The organism is Sphingobacterium tenebrionis (assembly GCF_037126265.1).
Taxonomy (GTDB): Bacteria; Bacteroidota; Bacteroidia; order Sphingobacteriales; family Sphingobacteriaceae; genus Sphingobacterium; species Sphingobacterium tenebrionis.
Window position 1 is genome coordinate 12238 of record NZ_JAYLLN010000027.1, and the last position, 20261, is coordinate 32498.

Annotated in this window: 10 protein-coding genes; 9 read left to right on the forward strand and 1 reads right to left on the reverse strand. The window is 38.6% G+C overall.

What is annotated here, in order from left to right; translation table 11 throughout:
- Window positions 1-34: 34 nt before the first annotated feature.
- From VJ786_RS11235 to VJ786_RS11250, 4 genes are read left to right on the forward strand one after another with little or no spacing between them, the layout of a single operon-like run.
- The gene (locus VJ786_RS11235) at window positions 35-3157 is read left to right on the forward strand and encodes a SusC/RagA family TonB-linked outer membrane protein (RefSeq protein ID WP_099365741.1); all 3123 of its coding nucleotides are present in this window, start codon (window positions 35-37) and stop codon (window positions 3155-3157) included.
- Between the two features lie 17 nt (window positions 3158-3174).
- Window positions 3175-5130 (forward strand): RagB/SusD family nutrient uptake outer membrane protein, encoded by a 1956-nt coding sequence (locus VJ786_RS11240; RefSeq protein WP_336557720.1) that lies wholly within the window; start codon window positions 3175-3177, stop codon window positions 5128-5130.
- A complete protein-coding gene (locus VJ786_RS11245; RefSeq protein WP_218962185.1) occupies window positions 5099-6433 on the forward strand; it encodes a DUF4959 domain-containing protein in 1335 nt (444 codons plus the stop codon). Before VJ786_RS11240 ends, VJ786_RS11245 begins: the two co-directional genes overlap by 32 nt.
- 9 nt (window positions 6434-6442) lie before the next feature.
- Window positions 6443-8116, forward strand: coding sequence for a DUF4998 domain-containing protein (locus VJ786_RS11250; RefSeq protein WP_336557721.1), 1674 nt, complete (start codon window positions 6443-6445; stop codon window positions 8114-8116).
- 114 nt (window positions 8117-8230) lie between these two features.
- Here the strand turns inward: VJ786_RS11250 and VJ786_RS11255 are convergent, their stop codons facing one another.
- Complete coding sequence (locus VJ786_RS11255) at window positions 8231-8770, reverse strand: hypothetical protein (protein WP_336557722.1); 540 nt, start codon at window positions 8768-8770, stop codon at window positions 8231-8233.
- A 596-nt stretch (window positions 8771-9366) separates the two neighbouring features.
- Here VJ786_RS11255 and VJ786_RS11260 point away from each other — a divergent pair.
- From VJ786_RS11260 to VJ786_RS11280, 5 genes are all read left to right on the forward strand, one after another.
- Window positions 9367-11181 carry a fasciclin domain-containing protein gene (locus VJ786_RS11260; RefSeq protein WP_209023085.1) on the forward strand — a complete coding sequence of 605 codons (1815 nt, stop codon included), beginning with the start codon at window positions 9367-9369 and terminating at the stop codon, window positions 11179-11181.
- A 68-nt stretch (window positions 11182-11249) separates the two neighbouring features.
- On the forward strand, window positions 11250-14423 hold the full coding sequence (locus VJ786_RS11265) for a SusC/RagA family TonB-linked outer membrane protein (RefSeq protein WP_336557723.1): 3174 nt from the start codon (window positions 11250-11252) through the stop codon (window positions 14421-14423).
- 21 nt (window positions 14424-14444) lie between these two features.
- Window positions 14445-15971, forward strand: coding sequence for a RagB/SusD family nutrient uptake outer membrane protein (locus VJ786_RS11270; RefSeq protein ID WP_336557724.1), 1527 nt, complete (start codon window positions 14445-14447; stop codon window positions 15969-15971).
- A gap of 21 nt (window positions 15972-15992) precedes the next feature.
- Window positions 15993-17441: a fasciclin domain-containing protein gene (locus VJ786_RS11275; RefSeq protein ID WP_134776032.1), complete on the forward strand. Its 1449-nt coding sequence runs from the start codon at window positions 15993-15995 to the stop codon at window positions 17439-17441.
- Window positions 17442-17507: 66 nt separating this feature from the next.
- On the forward strand, window positions 17508-20222 hold the full coding sequence (locus tag VJ786_RS11280) for a SusC/RagA family TonB-linked outer membrane protein (protein WP_336557725.1): 2715 nt from the start codon (window positions 17508-17510) through the stop codon (window positions 20220-20222).
- Window positions 20223-20261: the final 39 nt, after the last annotated feature.

Genomic DNA, 20261 nt, shown 5'->3' on the forward strand with positions numbered 1-20261 from the left:
CATCCTAAAATTTTAAACCTAACTAACTTATTTTATGGAAAAACCTCAAAACAAGCTGTTGGTTTTACTCATTTTTCTTACGTTGCCATTTCTTTCCATGGCCCAGCGTCAAATTACCGGTGTGGTAAAAAACGCAACAAATGGGGCTCCGATAGAGGGGGTCAGCGTATCGAAAAACCAAGTACCACAGACAGCGACCAATTCCAATGGAGAGTTTCAAGTGACGGCCAATGTAGGCGATAGCCTATCTTTTACCGGCGTTGGTTTCAAAAAGATTTCCCAAGTGGTAGATGCCCGAAACATCATGGAAATTACCATGTTCGAGGACGGCAGCGACATTGAGGAAGTAACCGTTGTAGCTTTTGGAACACAGAAGAAAACCAGTGTCGTGGGAGCTATCACAACGGTTAAAGCCGCAGATCTAAAGATCCCGGCATCCAACCTAACCGGCTCTTTTGCCGGAAAGATACCTGGCGTTATTTCCTATCAAACGTCGGGTGAACCAGGAGCAGACAATGCCCAGTTCTTCATCCGCGGGGTAACCACCTTCGGATACCAAGCCTCTCCGTTGATCTTGATCGATGGTTTTGAAGCCTCCGTTGATAACCTAGCCCGCTTACAACCTGATGATATCGAAAGTTTTTCCATTTTAAAGGATGCATCCGCTACGGTATTATACGGTGCCCGTGGAGCAAATGGTATCATCATGGTGACCACAAAAGCTGGTCGTGAAGGGCCGGTATCTGTGAATGCACGTGTGGATGTAAATACCGCCATGCCAACCAAGATGATCGATATGATCGACGGGGTGGAATACATGCGGTTGTACAACCAGGCCCGCATTACTCGTGACCCGGTGTTGGGCGCTTATTATTCCGAGCAGAAGATCCAGTCTACCTTGAACAATGAAAACCCAATGATCTATCCTAACATCAACTGGTACAACACCTTGTTCAATCCATCAACCACCAACACCAAAGCCAATGTGAACCTATCTGGCGGTGGACAGGTGGCCACTTATTACGTATCTACAGGATATGACAAGGAGTCGGGGTTATTGAAAGTGGATAGCCGAAATAATTTCAACAACAACATCGATATCAACCGGCTGTTTATCCGTTCGAATGTTATCTTCAAATTGACCAAAACCACCACGTTGGATACCCGTATCCAAGGTCGGTTTGAGCGCTATACCGGACCATATGCCTCTGCGAGTAACATCTTCCGAATGACCATGAACAGTAATCCGGTGGATTTTCCGGCCGTATATGAGCCAGATGCACAAAATGAATTTACAGAGCATACGCTCTTTGGAAATACATTCGTAACAGGTTCCCTAAAACAGAACCCTTATGCAGAAATGGTAAGGGGTTATGAGGACCGCAACGAAAGTAATATCGTGGCACAGGCTACTCTTTCCCAAGACCTTGCCTTCTTGACCGAAGGGCTGAAAATCCAAGGTAAGGCTTCGGTTAGTACCTGGAGCAAGTATTCCAGCCGCCGTAATTACAATCCTTTTTACTATGACCTGGAAAACTATAACCAGATCACTGGCGAATATACCCTATATCCCTTAAACCCAACAACCGGACAAGGATATTTAGGAGATGTGGTTCCGGGAAGAGATGCCAATGGTCATTATTACTTTGAGGCTCGCTTGAACTGGAACAGAAATTTCGGATTACATAATATAGGCGCCATGACCGTAGGGATGATGGAAGAAAAGCTTCTTACCGCAGGAAACAGTTCATCCATCTATGAAACCTTACCTGAACGTAACATGGGTAACTCCGGACGTTTGACCTACGACTTTGACAACCGCTATTTTATGGAGCTCAGTTATGGCTTCAATGGTTCGGAAAAGTTCACCGGTGAAAAGCAATACGGGTTTTTCCCTTCCGCAGGTGTATCCTGGATGGTTTCCAATGAAAAGTTCTTCGAACCTTTAAAACCTTTCTTCAGCTCGTTGAAATTACGCGGAACCTGGGGTCTGGTGGGTAATGATGCCATCGCAGGACGTGCTGGTCGTTTCTTCTACCTTTCCGACATCAGTATGGGTGGCGGCGCTTACCGTTGGGGAACCAGCTTCATGAATTCCTATGGTGGCTATTCCGTAAACCGTTATGCCAACCCGGATATCACCTGGGAGCAATCAGAAAAATACAACTTCGGTATGGAAGCCAATTTCATGAACGAATCCCTAAAAATTACCGCCGACTTCTTTAAGGATATCCGTAGCAAGATCTATATGACGCGCCAGAACTTCCCTTCTTCAGCAGGTTTAGAGGCTAGCGTAAGTGGAAACGTAGGGAAAGCAAGTTCCCAAGGTTTCGATGGATCCGTTGATTACATGAAGAACTTCAATGAAAACTTCTGGTTATCCGGTCGTGCCAACTTTACTTATGCCGTTAATAAGTTATTGGAATTGGATGAGCGGGATTACCCAGACGCTTACCTAAAACGTCAAGGCCAGAATATTAACCTTCAATGGGGCCTATTGGCAGAACGCTTATTCGTTGATGAAAACGAAATCAACAACTCACCGCTTCAGGATTTCGGTGAATATATGGCAGGCGATATCAAATACAAAGACATCAATGGCGATGGGGTGATCAACAGCAACGACCGCATCCCAATGGGATACCCAACAGTACCAGAGATCCAATATGGTTTTGGTCTGTCCATGGGCTATAAGGCCTTCGACTTTTCATTCTTCTTCCAAGGGAACAAAAACGTATCGTTCTTCATCAATGCAACCAGCGAGTCCAACCTATCCACCGGTAATTTTGGTATTGCCCCTTTTGCAAACAGAAGAAATACCTTAGCTATCATTGCCAATGATTATTGGAGCGAAACCAATCCGAATACCCATGCTTTCTGGCCAAGACTGTCCACCGACCCGATTGAGAACAATATCCAACAATCTTCTTGGTGGTTGCGTGATGGATCCTTCCTTCGCCTGAAATCCGTTGAGGTCGGTTTCAGCCCGAAAACATTAAAACGTTTCGGTTTGAATCCAGGAAGCCGCATCTACTTTTCTGGAGAGAACCTTTTCGTAACCAGCCCATTCAAATTATGGGATCCGGAAATGGGAAGAAATGGATTGGGATACCCTCCTAACAAACGTTTCAACGTAGGTATTCAATTGACTTATTAATCTAAAAGAACCGAGAAATGAAATCATTAAAATATATCATACTTGCAGCGACATTGGCATTGGGTTCTTGTAGCAAGTACCTCGATGTAGTACCCGATAACACGCTTCGATTGGAGGACATTTTCAACCTCAAGATCGATGCTTATAATGCTCTGGCAAAAGTATATAGCTATATGCCACAGGACGACAAGACCCACGTGACCAGCTGGACACTTGGGGATGAATGGATCGGCCGTCTGGACCTGAACAACACACAATCGAACCTGCGTGCCATCCGCATCATGCGCGGCCTGCAATCACAGACCAGCCCACAATTAGGCTTTTGGTCGGGAACCGAAGGAGGAAAACCATTGTATGTGGGCATTCGTCAGGCCGATGTCTTTCTGTCGAACATCGATAATGTGAAAGACATGACCGAGGGGGAAAGAAAAGATTGGAAAGCACAGGTCAAATTCCTAAAAGCGTATTATACCTTCCTTTTGGTGCAACGCTATGGACCGATTGTCATCCCAGATAAAATGGCAACTCCAGAATCTACCAAAGAGGAACTTTTCATTCCAAGAAAGAAAGTGGAGGATTGTTTCAATTATATCTTAACCTTAATGGAGGAAGCGATTCCAGATCTTGTAGAAAGAGCCACTTCCAACAACTTGGGTCAGGTAGATCAGGTAGCCGCCAAAGCGATCAAAGCGAGGGTACTGTTCTTCCGAGCCAGCCCATTCTTCAATGGTAACCGCGAATACTTCGGCGATTTCTACGATAAGGATGGCCAACCGTTCTTCCCTTTGGAGGAAAATAGGGAAAAATGGAAAGAAGCATTGGATGCCATCAACGAATCCATTGCCTTATGCGAGGCCAATGGCATCGGGCTCTACCATTACGAAAAAGAACCGTTTATCTACGATCGGGAGGCATTTGCAAGCAACAAAGATCGTATGCAAAAACTATACGATTTAAGGATGTTGATCGTAGATCCTTGGAACAAGGAATTGGTTTGGGCGAACTCCAACCTTGACTATTACGAACAAGGGGAACTGGCGCATTCTTCCAACATCCGTCTGCCGGAAGGATACGGAGATGGGGTGGTCAATACCGCCACCTTCTCCTGGCAATGGATGGCAGCGACCTATCAGATGGCCGAGCGTTATTATACCGAGAACGGATTACCTATCGATCAGGATCTATCCTATGACTACAACAACCGTCATGAGATCATCCGCACACCAGGAGCTGCTGAACCTGACTATAACCATTGGAACGGCTATATGCAGCCCGGTGCAGAGACCATCAAACTCTACATGAACAGGGAACCACGGTTTTATGCCAACTTGGGGATTACAGCAGGATATTGGAGGGGACATGCCGTAAGGATCAACACCATGATGTACGGAAATGCTCATGGGGGATATAATTCTTCCCAACATACCACGGATTACCTGACCACAGGTATCGGGACCCAAAAGTTCGTTCATCCGGAGTCCCAATCGGGGGCTTGGCAGCGTACGATCAAGTTTCCATATCCTATCATCCGTATGGCCGATCTATACTTGATGAAAGCGGAAGCGATGAATGAGTATACCGGACCATCCCAAGCGGTGTATGACGAGATCAACAAGATCCGTAATCGTGCCGGTGTGCCGAATGTGGAAGATGTTTGGTCAGATCCATCCTTGGCAAGAACCGTTGGAAAACACCAGACCAAAGAAGGTTTGCGAGATATCATTCTTGAAGAAAGAAGTATTGAATTTGCATTCGAGGGTATTCATTTCTGGGATATGTGGCGTCACAAAAGGGCGACTTCGGCATTCTCCTCGCCTATTTGGGGATGGACGCATACCGGAACCACCGGGTCAACATTCTTTGTCCTAGAGGTAAAACAAGAGCGTAGATTCACCATCACGGATTGTCTATGGCCAATCAGTTTAAATGAAATGAACACGAATGGACAACTTATTCAAAATCCAGGATGGTAATTCCATTCAACACTTATTCAGAAAGATCATGAAAAAATTAGCTATAAATATTCTATCCCTCCTAGTCGGAATAGCCGTTCTTTCTTCCTGTAAGGAAGTGGAGCGCTTCAAGCCGAACAGTGATGATAGCACCCCTCCAGGAAAAGTAACCCTAAAGACCTACAAACCTCTTTATGGGGGTGCGCGATTTTATTATACCCTGCCCAATGATGAGGATTTAATGGGTGTCGAAGCGATTTATACCAATCCGAAAGGAAAGAAATTCACCTTTGCCGCTTCTTATTTCACGGACTCCCTGGATGTCTATGGGTTTCCAAGCACAGACGAGTATTCGGTTCAGTTATTTGCCGTGGATCGTACAGGGAATCGATCGGAGGCATTGGATGTAAAGGTCAATCCTCTGGAGCCCGCCTTCAGTAGGGTGGCGAACTCCTTACAGGTAAAACCGGGTTTCAGCTCCTTCTTTTTAGATTGGGAAAATGAATTGATGCAGAACATCAATGTGTATGTGGATTTCACTTTTCCACAGAATGGCGAAACCAGAACCCTGACTTCGGTTTTCTCTTCCAATCTGGAAAAGGACCGCCGTTTTATCAACGACCTCTTTCTTAATCCATCAGAGAAAGTGGATGTGAAGGTTCGGGTAGAAGATACCTATGGAAACATCACAGAAACAATCGACAAGGGGCAGATTTCCCTTTATGAGGATAATAAGATCGAAAAGAGCGCCTGGGTTCTTCCAAACCCGAACGATTCCATTGGAGGAGTTCCAATGGTTTTTGGTAATGGCTATGAAGGTAGGAACCGGTATGTGATCGATGATATCATTGACCGTGGCGATAACCTGAATTTTATGCACACCAATAGCCGTGGAAAGACCGGAAAGACCGCAGACGGGAATATGCCTTGGAACTTTATCATTGATCTGGGTGCTCATTACGAACTCAGTCGGATTATCACGGTTCAGCGACACTCTGGAGGTTTGGCCAATATCAATCGCGGGCAATACTACCGGAACGAAAATGTCGGATTGTACAACATGTACATCTGGGATGATGCGACCAATTCTTGGGAATTTGTTTCCCAGAACAAGATCATCGTTCCTTTGGGACTGAGTGAACTGGAGTTTGTGAAAAAGGGCGAAGCCGGCGACATGGCCTATATGTATCCGGATGAACCTGCCTATACCAAACCAACACGTTGGTTCCGGTACGAAGCGGTCAAGAGTTTTAACGGAAATTATACGCTGGATGATGCCAACTGTCTTTCGGAGATTACACTTTATGGTAAAAAATCTAATTAACCTGCAATTATGAAAAAGATATCAAGCAAAATCGGAAGCTACTTCTTCATGTTTGGGGTATTGGCGGCCATGTTTTCCTGTAAGGGCATGTATGATAACATTGAACCCTATTCGAATGAGGTGGTCTATCCGGCAAAATACGACACTATTGTTAGTAAAATAGGTTATGAGCGGGTGGAATTGGATCTGATGAAAGCAGGACGCTTTCCTTCCAGCCAGATCTCCATGGGAAAATCCAGCAAGACCATCGTGGAATATGACGACAAACAAATTGTAATCGACTCCTTGGTTTCCTGGGTAAATGTGGTAAACCTGACCCAGCCGAAGTTATACCGGATCAAGGTCTATACCATCGACGAGTTCAACAATAAATCGGTTCCTCAGACCATCGCGGTAATTCCTTATACGAAAGGGGATGTGGATAACTTAGTGGTTGCCTCTCCCCGGATCCTAACTTCGCCATCTGCCGCGGTATTGGATTGGACCACGTCCCTATCCTCTATCCTTTTGGACTATAACAGCATGAAGTATGAGTACACAGATAAAAGCGGTACGAAGGTTACAGGATATAAGGAGGGAAACCCACGGATCTTTGCAGCGAACCTCAACGCCGGACAGCCTTTCAATATCCAATTGACCTACAATATTGTACCAAAGGTGAATGGGAAACCGATCTTGGATTCTGTTCAACTGGTTAGTCCATTGACGATCAATATGCCAACGGGTTCAACGCCATTTAATGCGGCCGAACGGGATATCCTTGCCGCCAACGGGGTTACTACCTTCACTGCGGATGGCGTAGCTTCCATCAAAAAGCTGACTTTCCCGGTACATACCAACACCCTGCAGGATCTTTTCTATTTCTCCGGAGTGGAGGAGCTGGATTTGACAGGTGGTGATATTTTTGACCTGAAAACCCAGGCATACAATCGCAACAGCATCAGCAAAACTATTGGAGGGGGTGATTATTTACCTTTTATTCGGAAAGTAACGCCGATTACAGATGCGAATGCACAGACCATGGTGGATCTCTTGACCTTAGGCTTGATCAAAAAGGTAAAATATGTGCCAAATTCCATGGGTATCGACCATTTGCTGCAGCCTTTTGAAGCAGCTGGGGTCATTGAATATGTAACTGTTCCTAACGAATCGCTGATCCCAATGAATTTCTTCTTGGACGGTAAGATTCAGGATGCTAACAGCTGGGCACTTGATCTTGTGAATCCTGCCACATCATATCCTGCAGGTACAGGTATTGTGAACCCCATCAAGGCTACGATGAAAGGAAAGAACGGAACATTCGTGTTTGTGCTTCCTAAGGAGTACCGTTTTAACCTGCCGGAATATCGTTTCTTGAAATTCAAGGTCTATTCGCCTGCAAAATCTGCAATTAGTGGGGTATATGCACCTTATCAGAGGTTATGGCCACGGTTCATGAATTATTTATGGGCTTTTAATACGGAAAGTACATTTGGTCAGGAATTGTGGAACACCAATGCGAACGATTATAAGATCGCAGATGAGAATTTGCAGAAGTGGACTGATGTTACGATTGATCTGAATACGTTGATGAACCGTCATACGAGGGTGATCGCGATGAATATCGGTGGCGAACCATCATTGACGTTTAATCCGCCAGCGGAAATAACCTATTACTTTGCGAATTTTAGGTTCTCAAAATAGCAATTTCATAATCTTAATAAAATGTGTTTGAAAGGTGCAGTCGGGAGATTGCACCTTTTGTATTTGATCTAATAGGTTTTTTGCTTTTGACTTATTGCTTGATTAATTTTCATCTTATGGTTTTGATTCCTTCAATCTTAATTGAACCATCCAATGGTTGGGATGTGCTTTAATGACTTCCTGTTTTAAGCTTTCATCCTTTTTGGCCATGGCCTGATAGACTTTTAATGGAATGGCATTGGGATAGATTTCCCTGGCATTATCTACTAATGTCTCTGCCTCTTTATATCGTTTATCCGCATTATAGGCTTCTGCTTGATAGATATACAGGATAACTGGAAGTTTGCCATAAATTTCGTTTACTTCCATGTTCAGTGCCTCTATTAGATCAACCTGAAATTTAGTGTTGTTTCTGGCTTGTGGGTTGGATATATAATTCTGATAACCAAAAAACAATTTTATTAAATGGGAGTTCCTAGATTTTTCATCACGTATTAGTTCGCCTACTTTTTTAATAGACGGCATTTGCTGGTTGATGGTATCCGCCTGTAACATCTCTTCAAATAGATCATCGAAGACTTGATAGACTGCTTTGTCATTTCCATCGATAATGGTGGTTTTTCTGAGGGAGTCTACTTTCTGTTGTATTTGCAAATTGCCTTGAGCATTGCAAAATAAAGGGGTTAGTAGGATAAATAAAGAGATTAGTCTTAACATGTTAGTTTTTTTAAGGTATGGGTTAAAACTAAGCAAAAAGAAAAGGAGAAATGATGGGATGTTTTAGATTTAACAATTAAATAATTGTGGATTATAAACCTAACTTATAAGACTGTTCATTATTCGTTTCCAACTTAACTTCACAAAATTAATTAAAACTAAAAGATTAATTTCCTTTAAAATAAATACCGAAAGGCTAAGCAACCATAATCACAATACTATATAACTATTAGTAAAAAATTAAAAAACAATTTGATAATATAAAAATAAAATTCAAAGCCTTGATTTTTTAAAAGTAATATTTATATTTGTAGTACATAACAACATTAATATAATTTATATTCGTTGATTATGAATCAATTATAACAAACAAAAGATATTATAAACCTAAGTAAATTGCTATGCATACTACTATTTTACGTTGTTATACTTTATTATTGATATTGAGTCTGATGACCTTGTGCGCCTGTAACAAAACCTTCGACACATATTATGATCCCGAAAGCACTTTAGGCAACAACATCCTCGAGGTTTTGGAAGAAAAAGGAGAATTCAAACTTTTTATTTCATTAATTGATCGTGCCAATTTGAGAAAATCCTTAAGTGAATCTGCTATATATACTTGTTTGGCTCCAAAAGACGAATTTTTAAACGCATATTTTTTGGATGAACTCAACTATAATTCCTTAGACCAGGTACCTATTACCGAAGTTAGGGCCTATATTAATTATCATTTTATTAATGGAATGTATTATACTTATGATCTTGAAAAACGATACACCTCTACAGAAAACCTTATTAACAAGAGTAGGGTAACTAATTATAAAACTAGATCTGAAGGAAAAAATATTGGAAAAAATATTAGAATTTTTTCACCTTCTTTCTTTACTATACAAGGGGAAGATTTTGAATTTAACTATCAAAAAAAAGGGGATAAATCTTTTTATATAGAAGGAGTAAAAATATCCACTTCACAATGTGATATTGGAGCTAGAAATGGTGTCATTCATATTCTGGACTCCCCATTATTTCCAAGTTTACGGACTGATTTAGCCATTTCCGAAGACCCAGATCTTTCCATTTTTAGCAGTTGGATTGAAAGACATTCTCAGTATGTTCTTGGAGAAGTAGACGAACAAGGAAATGTAGATACAACATTATATAAAAACTTTTCCTTTGGGCGAAATTTAGCTGATGAAAACACGCTATCTACATTATTCGCTCCTACTGATGATGCGATTAAAAAATATTTCGAACCTTATATGGATCTTATAGATAACACATTAGACTCCGTTCCTAAACATGTGATGTATTCTCTAATCCGCTCTTCAGTACATGCTAATCTATGGTACCATTCAGACTTAGTAAGAAACCAACCCCAATGGAATGCATTAACAGGTTACATTCTATTTGGCAATCCTGTATTAGAATCTATTATTGGAACAACCCCGGCAAGTAATTCATTTATTTATAAAACTAACCGAGTAATGGAATCTCCAGAAATGAGCAGCGTTCGTTCAGGTATCATGATGAAATATAAAATATACAACCAATGGTATTGGATGATGACAAATAAAGGATTAGGCGCTGGAATTGTGGATGTATTGTTTTATCAGCATAGTCCAAAAACACTCTTAGTTCAAAGCGATGAAATATGGGGTTCCCCTTTTGCTCAAGATATGGATCAGATACAATTAGAGAAAAGATTAAAAGAGTGTAGAGCGGGAATATTTCATTTTAATGTCCTTACTGACGGTGGATTTAAAAAACGATTTTATCCTACAGATGAAGGCTATATCTTATTTGACGATAATAAATTTTTTGATCACACTGGACATTCCGTGAATCTAATTACCAAAAGCCCTGTTTGGGAAAAACCAACTGGTTCTATATATGAAATTGATGGGTTTTTAAATCCATTGGATAGGTTAGATATTAATAATACTGTTTGGAAAAAAATCCAGTCTAACAGCAATTTATCATCCTTTAAAGCCATTGTTGATAAAGCCTTAATGGCCGGAGAACTTCAGCTCACAGGATTCTTTACCTATTCTGTTTTTGCACCTTCCAATGCGGCGCTTTCAGCTGCAGGCATAAGCCCTTCTAGTTTAACAGCTGAGGCTGCTAAAAACCTGATTAATAGACATATTGTAACAAACAGGCATTTATTTACTGATGGTGTTTTCACAGGTCAACTAACTAATAAAAAAGGAGAATATTTAACCTTTTCTGGTGCATGGAATACTTTCTCAATTCAATTTCAAAATAATGTGGCATACCCTATACCTTCTTCAAGCAATGTACAAGGAAGTAATGGCGTACTACACGTAATAAATAAAGTGTTATAATAATTTACCTGACCGTTATGTACAAACTTACTCGTTGGTGCTGTATTCTAATTTCCATGATACAACTCATGACTCAAAATGCATTTGCTTTGCAAAAGCAATTAATAGGGAAAGTTTATGATCAATCACAAACAAATCCATTTGGACAAGTCTCCATTCTATTTGTCAACAACAATGATCTAATCTTAAGTGCACATAAAAGCGAAGAGGATGGAAGTTTTCAAGTAAACATACCAGCAAATGCAACAAAAGTTGTCTTTTCAAATGTAGGTTATTTAAAACAAGAGATTAAGCTTTCAAATGTATCTTCCTCTTTAACCATTATTATGATGGTTGATAAAAAACAGATTGAAGAAGTTGAAATCGTCGCAACTTCAAAACCAAATGCTGATTTAGGCTTTGTGAATATAAATAAGAGAGAACTCTCGAGTTCTATTGCTTCAGTAGACATGAAAGGGATAGAAAATCTTCCAGAAGTCTCTGTTGATCAATTTTTACAAGGGATGGCGCCTGGTCTTCAGGTAGTATCAAACAGTGGTGATCCTGGTGCAGCTGCCTCTATACGTATCAGAGGGATATCCAGTATATCTGGAATTAATGATCCATTATGGATAATTGATGGTGCAGAAGTAATAGGAAATAATTACTCTGTACAGAGTATATCAGATTTTGGGTTTAGTCCCATCGGCGACCTTGACCCTGCGGATATAGCTTCAATAGATATTTTAAAGGATGCATCTGCTACTGCATTATATGGCTCAAAAGGAGCGAATGGTGTAATTGTAATCCGAACGAAAAGAGGCAAAAGAGGAAAACCTATTTTCAATTTTAATGGCCGTTTTACAATTTCGGAAGTTCCTCGCACTATCCCAATGTTAAATGGTGATGAACATCGTATTTATTCCATTGAGCGTTGGACAGGGGGAAATGATAATGGTACTGCTCTTCCAGAGCTAAGAGGCGATTTAACACGTGCAGATGCTTGGAAATTTAACAACAATACCAATTGGATAGATGCGATAACTAGAACAGGAATATACCAGCAATATAACACATCATTAAGTGGTGGTGGTGATCGGATAAATTATTATTGGGGATTAGGTTATACCAATCAATATGGAACAACAAAAGGTACCGGATATGATCGATTTAACACTCGGTTCAATCTAAATTATCGTGTCTCTGATAAATTTGCTGTAACAGCAGATTTGACATATACCAATTCCCTAACTGATAAACGTGGCACAAAGCATCCATATAACATAAATGGAGACAACGAAATGAATCCATTACGAATTGCAAGGCAAATTCCTGCCTATTTTCCTATGTATTCTAAAAATGGATTAGACTATTTTGTGGATCGGGATGCCACTTCAGTATCTTTCTATTCAAGATATAACCCTTTGGCTATCATCGATTATTCACAATTTTTATCTAAAGCAAACAGGCTAATGGCTTCAACAAGTCTTAATTACAAAGTACTTGAAAACTTAGAATTCAACATGCAAGTTTCTACCGATTTTCGTGAAGCATCTGACGATTATTTTTTGCCAAGCTTTGCAACAGATGCTATCCCTGGTGAGAGTTTTTATAACGCTGGTCTTCAGTCGGAAGGTTACCAATTATTGGTAAACAATGTAAACAAATTATTATGGAAACCAATAACTTCAGAAAATCATCGCTTAACAATTACGGGGGTGGCAAACCTTAGTATGGACAAAAGTAATAATATGGAAATACGCTATTTCAATGGCGGTTCACCACATTTAAAATCCGCAGATGCATCTGCAAGGATATCTTCTATTAGCGGCGGTTTTTCTGATCAACGATATATAGGCATGTTCATTCAAGGGCATTACGCCTTAATGGACAGATATTTTATTACTGCAACTGCAAAATCTGAAGGTGATTCAAGATATGGAAGTAAAAATGCTTATACCGTATTTCCTGCTATTGGTGCTGCTTGGGATCTAACAAGAGAAAAAGTCTTCGAAAAACTACCCTGGATTTCATCCCTTAAGCCTCGGTTTGCCTTTGGAATTACAGGAAACCTTCCAAGAATTAATAATATATATGACATAGCATATGCAACAAGAGAGGGATATTTAGGCGAAACTTATATTTATCCGGATAAGTTTGCGTATGAAAACATCAAAGAGGAAAGAACAACAGAGTACAATTTAGGCTTAGACTTTGGTTTCTTAAAGGATAGAATAAGTGGACAATTTGATATTTATAAAAGAACAACCAACGATCTTCTTTTAAAAGAAACGCTGTCAAGTACTTTAGGTTATGAAAACCAATTTGTGAATTTCGGAAAAGTAGAAAATTCAGGAATTGAACTTGGGATTACCATTGATGTTTTAAAGGCACAAAAAGATAAGCCACGATTAAAATCCTTTTTTAACATTGCACTTAATCGAAATAGACTCATTGAATTGCCAACTAATTTTGATGCCTCTTCATTCTCCGCAACTCGAAATGGATTCGCCTCCAAATTACAGGAAGGAGATGTTATCGGTGCGTTTTATGGCTATAAAGCTTTGGGAGTTTATGCTCATGATGAAGACGCTTATTTAAAGGATCCACTAGGAAATTTAATATTTGAAGCAGACGGAGTAACACCGAAAATAATGAGATATGGTTCTGTAACCGGGCACCAGTTTCAAGGGGGAGATATGATTTATGAAGATCTAAATGGTGATGGGATAATCAACCAACTTGACCGAGTACAGATCGGAAATGCCAATCCAACTTTTTTTGGTGGATGGAATAATACGCTTGGGTATAAACAATTTACCTTGGCATTAAACCTTCAATATCAATTTGGCAATGACATTATCAATGGTTCTCGAATCATAATGGAAGAAATGTCTGATTCCAAAAATCAAGCACAATCCATTCTTTCCAGATGGCGAAGACAGGGAGATAAAACGGACATGCCCAGGGCCCAACCAAGTAGCGATTGGAACCGGATAGCTTCCTCGCGTTGGGTAGAAGACGGTTCATATGTGCGATTAAAATCTTTGTCATTTACTTATGAAGCCAATGATCTTTTAAAAAAATGGGGAATTAGACAATTAAGCCTATTTGTTACCGGATTTAATTTACTCACTTGGACAAATTACCTAGGTGTAGATCCAGAAGTCCCAATAAAAGGCTCTGTTTACCTCTTCGGAATCGATGATAATTACACGGCTCCACCTAAACAATATACTTTTGGCTTTAGGTTTAATTTATAATGAATAATAAAAAATTATAGCATGAATCGATTAATTATATGTTTCCTGGCCATTTTTTCCTACTCACTACTTTCCTGTGATAAGTTTTTAGATGTTGAAGTTCCAGACAAATTGGTACATGATGAATATTGGCAAAATAGAGAACAGGTTCTAGCATCACGAAATGGCATGTATGCTACTCTTCATAACAACATCAATATATTTCAAGTTTGGGGCGACATAAGATCTAGTCTATATACCCCTGGTCCTGGATCTTCGTTTAGCAACGATTATCGACAGTTCATGGTACATGACATTTATCCGACAAATGGTTTAGTTCGTTGGGCATCAGTATATACGGGAATTAACTGGATAAATTCATTTATTAAAAATGCCCCAACCGCCCTACAAAATGATCAGACATTTAAAGAAAGTGAACTTCAAATGTTCATGGGAGAAGCTTATGCTTTACGTGCGTTGAATTATTTCTATTTAATTCGAGCCTTTAAAGAAGTTCCAATCATGGAAGAACCTTATGAATCAGATGCTCAAATATTCAATACAGCGGCCCATGCAGAAGAAGAAGTACTAAACTTTATAGAAAAGGATCTGGAAAAGGCCTTAGCTAATACTGCCTCAGATTTTGAGAATATTAATGATCGCTTTGGTCGAATAACCAAAAATGCAGTTAGAGCAATTTGGGCTGATGTTAAACTTTGGAGAAATCAATACCAAGAAAGCCTTGAATTGTGCGAGTCTTTAGAAGACTACAAATCTAAGCTTGTGGATCCTCAAGATTGGTTTAGCATATTTAATCCAGGAAACTCGAGTGAAAGTATATTTGAATATCAATACTTACAGACAGGTTTCTATTCTCCAATATACGGTTGGTTTGCAAATTTTCAACCTACTAGTGCTGGCGCCAAATATCTTGCAAACTCTATCAACATTGAAATTGATGGCCTCGAACTTTATCCTCCCCAAGATCTTATCAATTGGAGTGCAGATACCATCCGCTTAAAAAATTATGCAGCCTTTAATATGACCCCTGTAAATTATTCAGCGGGGTCCGGATATGAGATATATAAAATGACTGGACAAACTCCTTATGTTCCAAGTTATAGACCTTCGGGAGGAAGAAACATGAATTATATCTTTTACCGATATAGAGAAATTCTTTTTATCGAAGCAGAAGCATTAGCCCAACTTGGAAGATATGCAGAAGCTGAGGAAAGAATAAATTTAATCCGAAAGCATTGTGATATTCCTGCCTTAACCCCTGGAGCAATGGGAACTGATGTAGAATTTATGCGATTTCTGTTAATGGAACGAGAATTCGAACTGGGATTTGAAGGAAAAGAATGGTTCGCTGCAGTACGTATAGCGCGTAGGCCAGGAATGGAAAGTGTATTGTTAGAAAAAACTGCAGAAAATAATTCTTTAAAAATCCAATATCAGGTAATTAAAGCTCGTCTTCTGAATTCAGAAAGTTGGTTCTTGCCGTATCATGAAACAGAAATCGAAAATAATAAAGCATTAATTCAAAAGGATTATTACAAGAATAAATAAAAACATAAAATAAATTGAATCATGGTGAACCTCAAAAAGCTATATGTTTGGGTATTGATTTCAAGCTTTGCATTTTTAATCCACTTTGGGTGCAAGGATAAATATTCAGATATACGATACGATACAACTGATGAAATTCAGATCATGGATTTTCTAGATAGCAGCAAAACATTAAGTGTGTTCAAAGAATTGACAGAGTATGTCGGTCAGAGAAATTTATTGAAAACTGCAGGTTCTTATACTCTATTCGCTCCAAATAATTCGGCATTTGAAAAATTGTTTCAAACTCTAATTTTAGATGGAAAACCAATTAAAAAAATTAAAGACGCCCCTAAAGAATTCTGGATTTCATATTTTAAATACCATCTTCTGGATAAACGAATCAATACTAATGAATTTACTCACGGCCCATTACCTTCCCCAACATCCTATAGCTTAAAATATCTAATCGCCGATATTAGTGAATCATATAATGCCATTAAACTGAATAATGTGGCGACTATTGTCGAAAGCAATATAAATTTCAACAATGGATTTATCAATATTCTAGATGCCGTTTTACCTCCTCCTACATCTTCAATTTATGATATGCTAGTTGAAAGTGGAAAGTATAATACTATGCTGTCTATTTTTGAAGAAACAGATCTTACGAAATATCTAAAAGATAGCGTGGTTACTTTGTTAATCGAAACTGATGATGCTCTTAAAAAAAGCAATTTTGATAAAAATGAAATAGAAAATTTAAAAGATTGGGCATCTTACCATATTATCCCTGATTCTGGATATTATCTTAACCTATTAACTGCTCAAAGATTTTATCCATTATATAAAAAAGAGGCTCTTTCTTTTTCTGTAGATAACTATGGGAAATATCAAGTTAATGGAAAATTTAGCTTTAATCAATCTGCTAATTTTGGAATCGATAAAATTGGTCAAAATGGTATATATCATAGCTTAGACACTCCCCTTCAAATTACACCAGCAGTTCCTTCTAAAATAAGATTAAACCTATATCCCCCAGGAAGTAATTATGGAAAGCAAAATGTTTTTACTTCGCCACCAGCTTCCATAAGACTCAATAATGGGACTCAAAGTTATCATCAAGACAGAAAACTAATGATTGTTCAATTTGATGCCACTCAAGCTGGGGATTATTTTTGGCTTACAGTTCCAGATGTTCCTGCTGGTAAATATAGGATTAGAATTATGCAGCGAATGGCAGCAACAAGAGGAAAATTTATGACTATTTATAATGAGGAAATCGTCAAAGAATTAACGGATTTCGCCAAAAAAGATGGAGATTTTGAAGAGTACAGTTACTTTGTTTTTAATTATTGTGGAGATATTACAGTTCAAGAAAGATCTGACGTAAAATTGAATTTTGTATTTCTTGATTTTGGCACTAATAAATCTCCTGGTTATTGCTGTGACCTATTATTGGACATTCTGGAACTCATCCCTATAAATTAACCTGTTGGACTATTAAATATCATGTTTACAAAAAAATATATCATATCCATCTGTTTTGCTATTCTTATGGCAAATAGCAGTATTTATGCCCAAAATATAGCCGCAAAACCTGCGACAGTAGACAGTCTACATCGTTTGGATATTGCCCCTTCCACCATATCTATTGTCGGGAAACTATATGAAAAGCCCAACATATCAGTATCGGAAAGTGGGAATCTAGGAGCCAGCCCAGTATTGATGATTCGTGGGCTAAATAGTATTAATTTATCCAGTAGCCCTTTAATTTATATAGATGGAATTCCTATGAGATACTCTGGGGCAAATCCTACTTTCTTAAGTACTTTTGAACCAGATCGATTAGGTTTTTTAAACCCAAATGACATCAATAATATTCAAGTTCTTTCCTCTGGTTTTGAAATGCCAAAAATTGGAGGTCGAGGATCCAACGGTATATTAGAAATACATACAGAAAGAGGTGAATTTGGTGGAACGAAAGTTGATTTCATAGCTAATTATGGATTAATCTCCTCCAATTTAAACGTGCCACGATTGGATGCTCAAAGCATGAAAGCCTATTTATGGTCTAGATTTCAAGAAGAAGGAATGTCGCCAGCCCAATTAGACCAACACCCTATATTTTCTGAAAGTAATCCAAAATATAATTTTCAAAATGATTGGTTAAACATGATTAAAAGGGATGGTGTATTTCAAGACTATCACCTGAAACTTAAAGGCGGTGATGGTGATGCAAATTATCTTTTTGCTGTTGGCTATACCAATAAGGAGGGTTTAATAAAAGAAACTAATTTTGAACGAATTGGTCTTCGATTTAATTTAGATTATCAGTTGGCTCCAAACATTTCTATTTACAACAATTTATCCTACACGAACACAAGTGGGCATTATAAAGAGTTTGGATCCGATTATAACACGCACCCCATTTATATTGCAAGTGCTAAAGCGCCATTTTTAGGAACTAATTTCGTAAATGCTGATGGTAGTCAGAGTCGAATTCTGGCGAGTGTTGACACGCTTGGATTAAGCAATCCCCTTGCCCTTGTTAACAACCTTTCTAACAAAAATCAATTTAATCGAATTGATGGAGTAATGGGAGTAAACTGGAAAATTAGAGGTGCTTGGGATTTGAAATCAGATCTTTCAATTTCTTATTTCAATTTATCTGAAAAACAATTTCGGCCAGCATTAGGAATTGTCCCTGACTTATACCGAATCCGACAAAACTCTCAAAGAAGCTCAAGTGAATTTTATTTGAATTGGAATGGTATACTTTCCAATTCAGGGAAATTATCAGAAAACCTAAAATATAATACAAGCATACAAGCAGCAATTGAAACCTATGAAGAGAAAAGTGTATTTGGAAGAAAGATAAACGCTGGAACTGATGATTTCGAGACACTACAACAAGGGGTTGTTGATAGCGCTTCGAACACAAGGTATAGATCAAATTTAATGAGTTACATTGCTGAAGGTATTCTTCATTGGAATGAAAGAATAAGTCTTAACGCCTCTTTGAATGTCCAAGGTTCCTCAAATTTTGGTTCAAATTCTCGCTGGAATATTTACCCAGGCGCAAAAGTTTACTTTTATATATTGGAGGAAAAACCATTGAACAAATGGAGTATAAATTTAGGTTACAATAGAACTGGCAACCATGAGGTTAGAGGGTTCTACCATTTTAACCAGTATTATCCTGAAAACTATTTCGGATATGGAGGTGTATATTTTGGTAATATTGCAAACCCAAGTCTTCGTCCCGAAATAACTGACAATTATGATATACAAAGTATTATAACGCCATTTGGAAATCGATTACAATTAAATTTAGGCTATTATTTTAAGCATACTACCAATCTTATAACTCATAAAACCATTCTAAACGAATTAGGATTGCAAGATAGATTTGAAAACGCTGGATCAATAACTAACCAAGGGCTTGAATTAGGTCTGACTTCACAAATCATTGCTAAAGAAAACATAGCATGGAATTTATCAACTTCAGTTTCAACGTTAAAAAATAAAGTTACTTCTCTACCAAATGGTGCAATTGAACAATCAATTGGCAATATAACTGGAATTGCGAAAGAAGGAGAACAATTGGGATCCTATTATGGATATAGAGTATTAGGAGTATTTCAGAATGAATCAGAGGTTAATTTAAAAAAATCAGATGGCACAGTATATCATCCAGGAGATTATGTCATAGAGGACATCAACAATGATGGAATAATTAACAGTTTAGATAAGCAAATCATAGGAACGGGTTTACCTAAATTTTTTGGTTATTTTTCGACAACATTCCAATATAAAAATTTTGGACTCAACCTTCTTTTCAATTTTTCTCAGGGTGCAGATATATACAATAGCTTTAAGCAGCAAATGCATCTTATGAAGGATTTTGCCAATCAAGACCCATCCGTTCTAAACCGCTGGCGATCGGATGATGAAACAGGTAACGGCTTGAGTAGAGCAGTTTTAGATGACCCTTCAAATAACGGCGCATCTTCTTCTCTTTGGGTAGAAGATGGAAGTTACTTAAAATTAAAACAAAGCTCGCTCCATTATAACATAAAGGGTAAACCATCACAGTTTTTTAAAAATATAATGATTTACCTAAGTGCAGACAATCTAATTACTTGGACAAAATATTCCGGTTTCGATCCAGAAGTAAATGGCTTGAACATTTCCTTATTAAGAAATATAGACTTTGGTGCTCCTCCTTTAGGCAAAACCTTCAAACTAGGTCTTAAAACTTCATTCTAATTTTTGCAAAATTTTTTATTTATGAAAAATCGCATTCGC

Excerpts from the sequence above, each read along its gene's own strand:
- VJ786_RS11275 (WP_134776032.1), top strand. The coding sequence starts at position 15,993 with ATGGTGAACCTCAAAAAGCTATATGTTTGGGTATTGATTTCAAGCTTT.
- VJ786_RS11280 (WP_336557725.1), top strand. The coding sequence starts at position 17,508 with ATGGCAAATAGCAGTATTTATGCCCAAAATATAGCCGCAAAACCTGCG.
- VJ786_RS11250 (WP_336557721.1), top strand. The coding sequence starts at position 6,443 with ATGAAAAAGATATCAAGCAAAATCGGAAGCTACTTCTTCATGTTTGGG.
- VJ786_RS11235 (WP_099365741.1), top strand. The coding sequence starts at position 35 with ATGGAAAAACCTCAAAACAAGCTGTTGGTTTTACTCATTTTTCTTACG.
- VJ786_RS11245 (WP_218962185.1), top strand. The coding sequence starts at position 5,099 with ATGGACAACTTATTCAAAATCCAGGATGGTAATTCCATTCAACACTTA.
- VJ786_RS11240 (WP_336557720.1), top strand. The coding sequence starts at position 3,175 with ATGAAATCATTAAAATATATCATACTTGCAGCGACATTGGCATTGGGT.
- VJ786_RS11270 (WP_336557724.1), top strand. The coding sequence starts at position 14,445 with ATGAATCGATTAATTATATGTTTCCTGGCCATTTTTTCCTACTCACTA.
- VJ786_RS11265 (WP_336557723.1), top strand. The coding sequence starts at position 11,250 with ATGACTCAAAATGCATTTGCTTTGCAAAAGCAATTAATAGGGAAAGTT.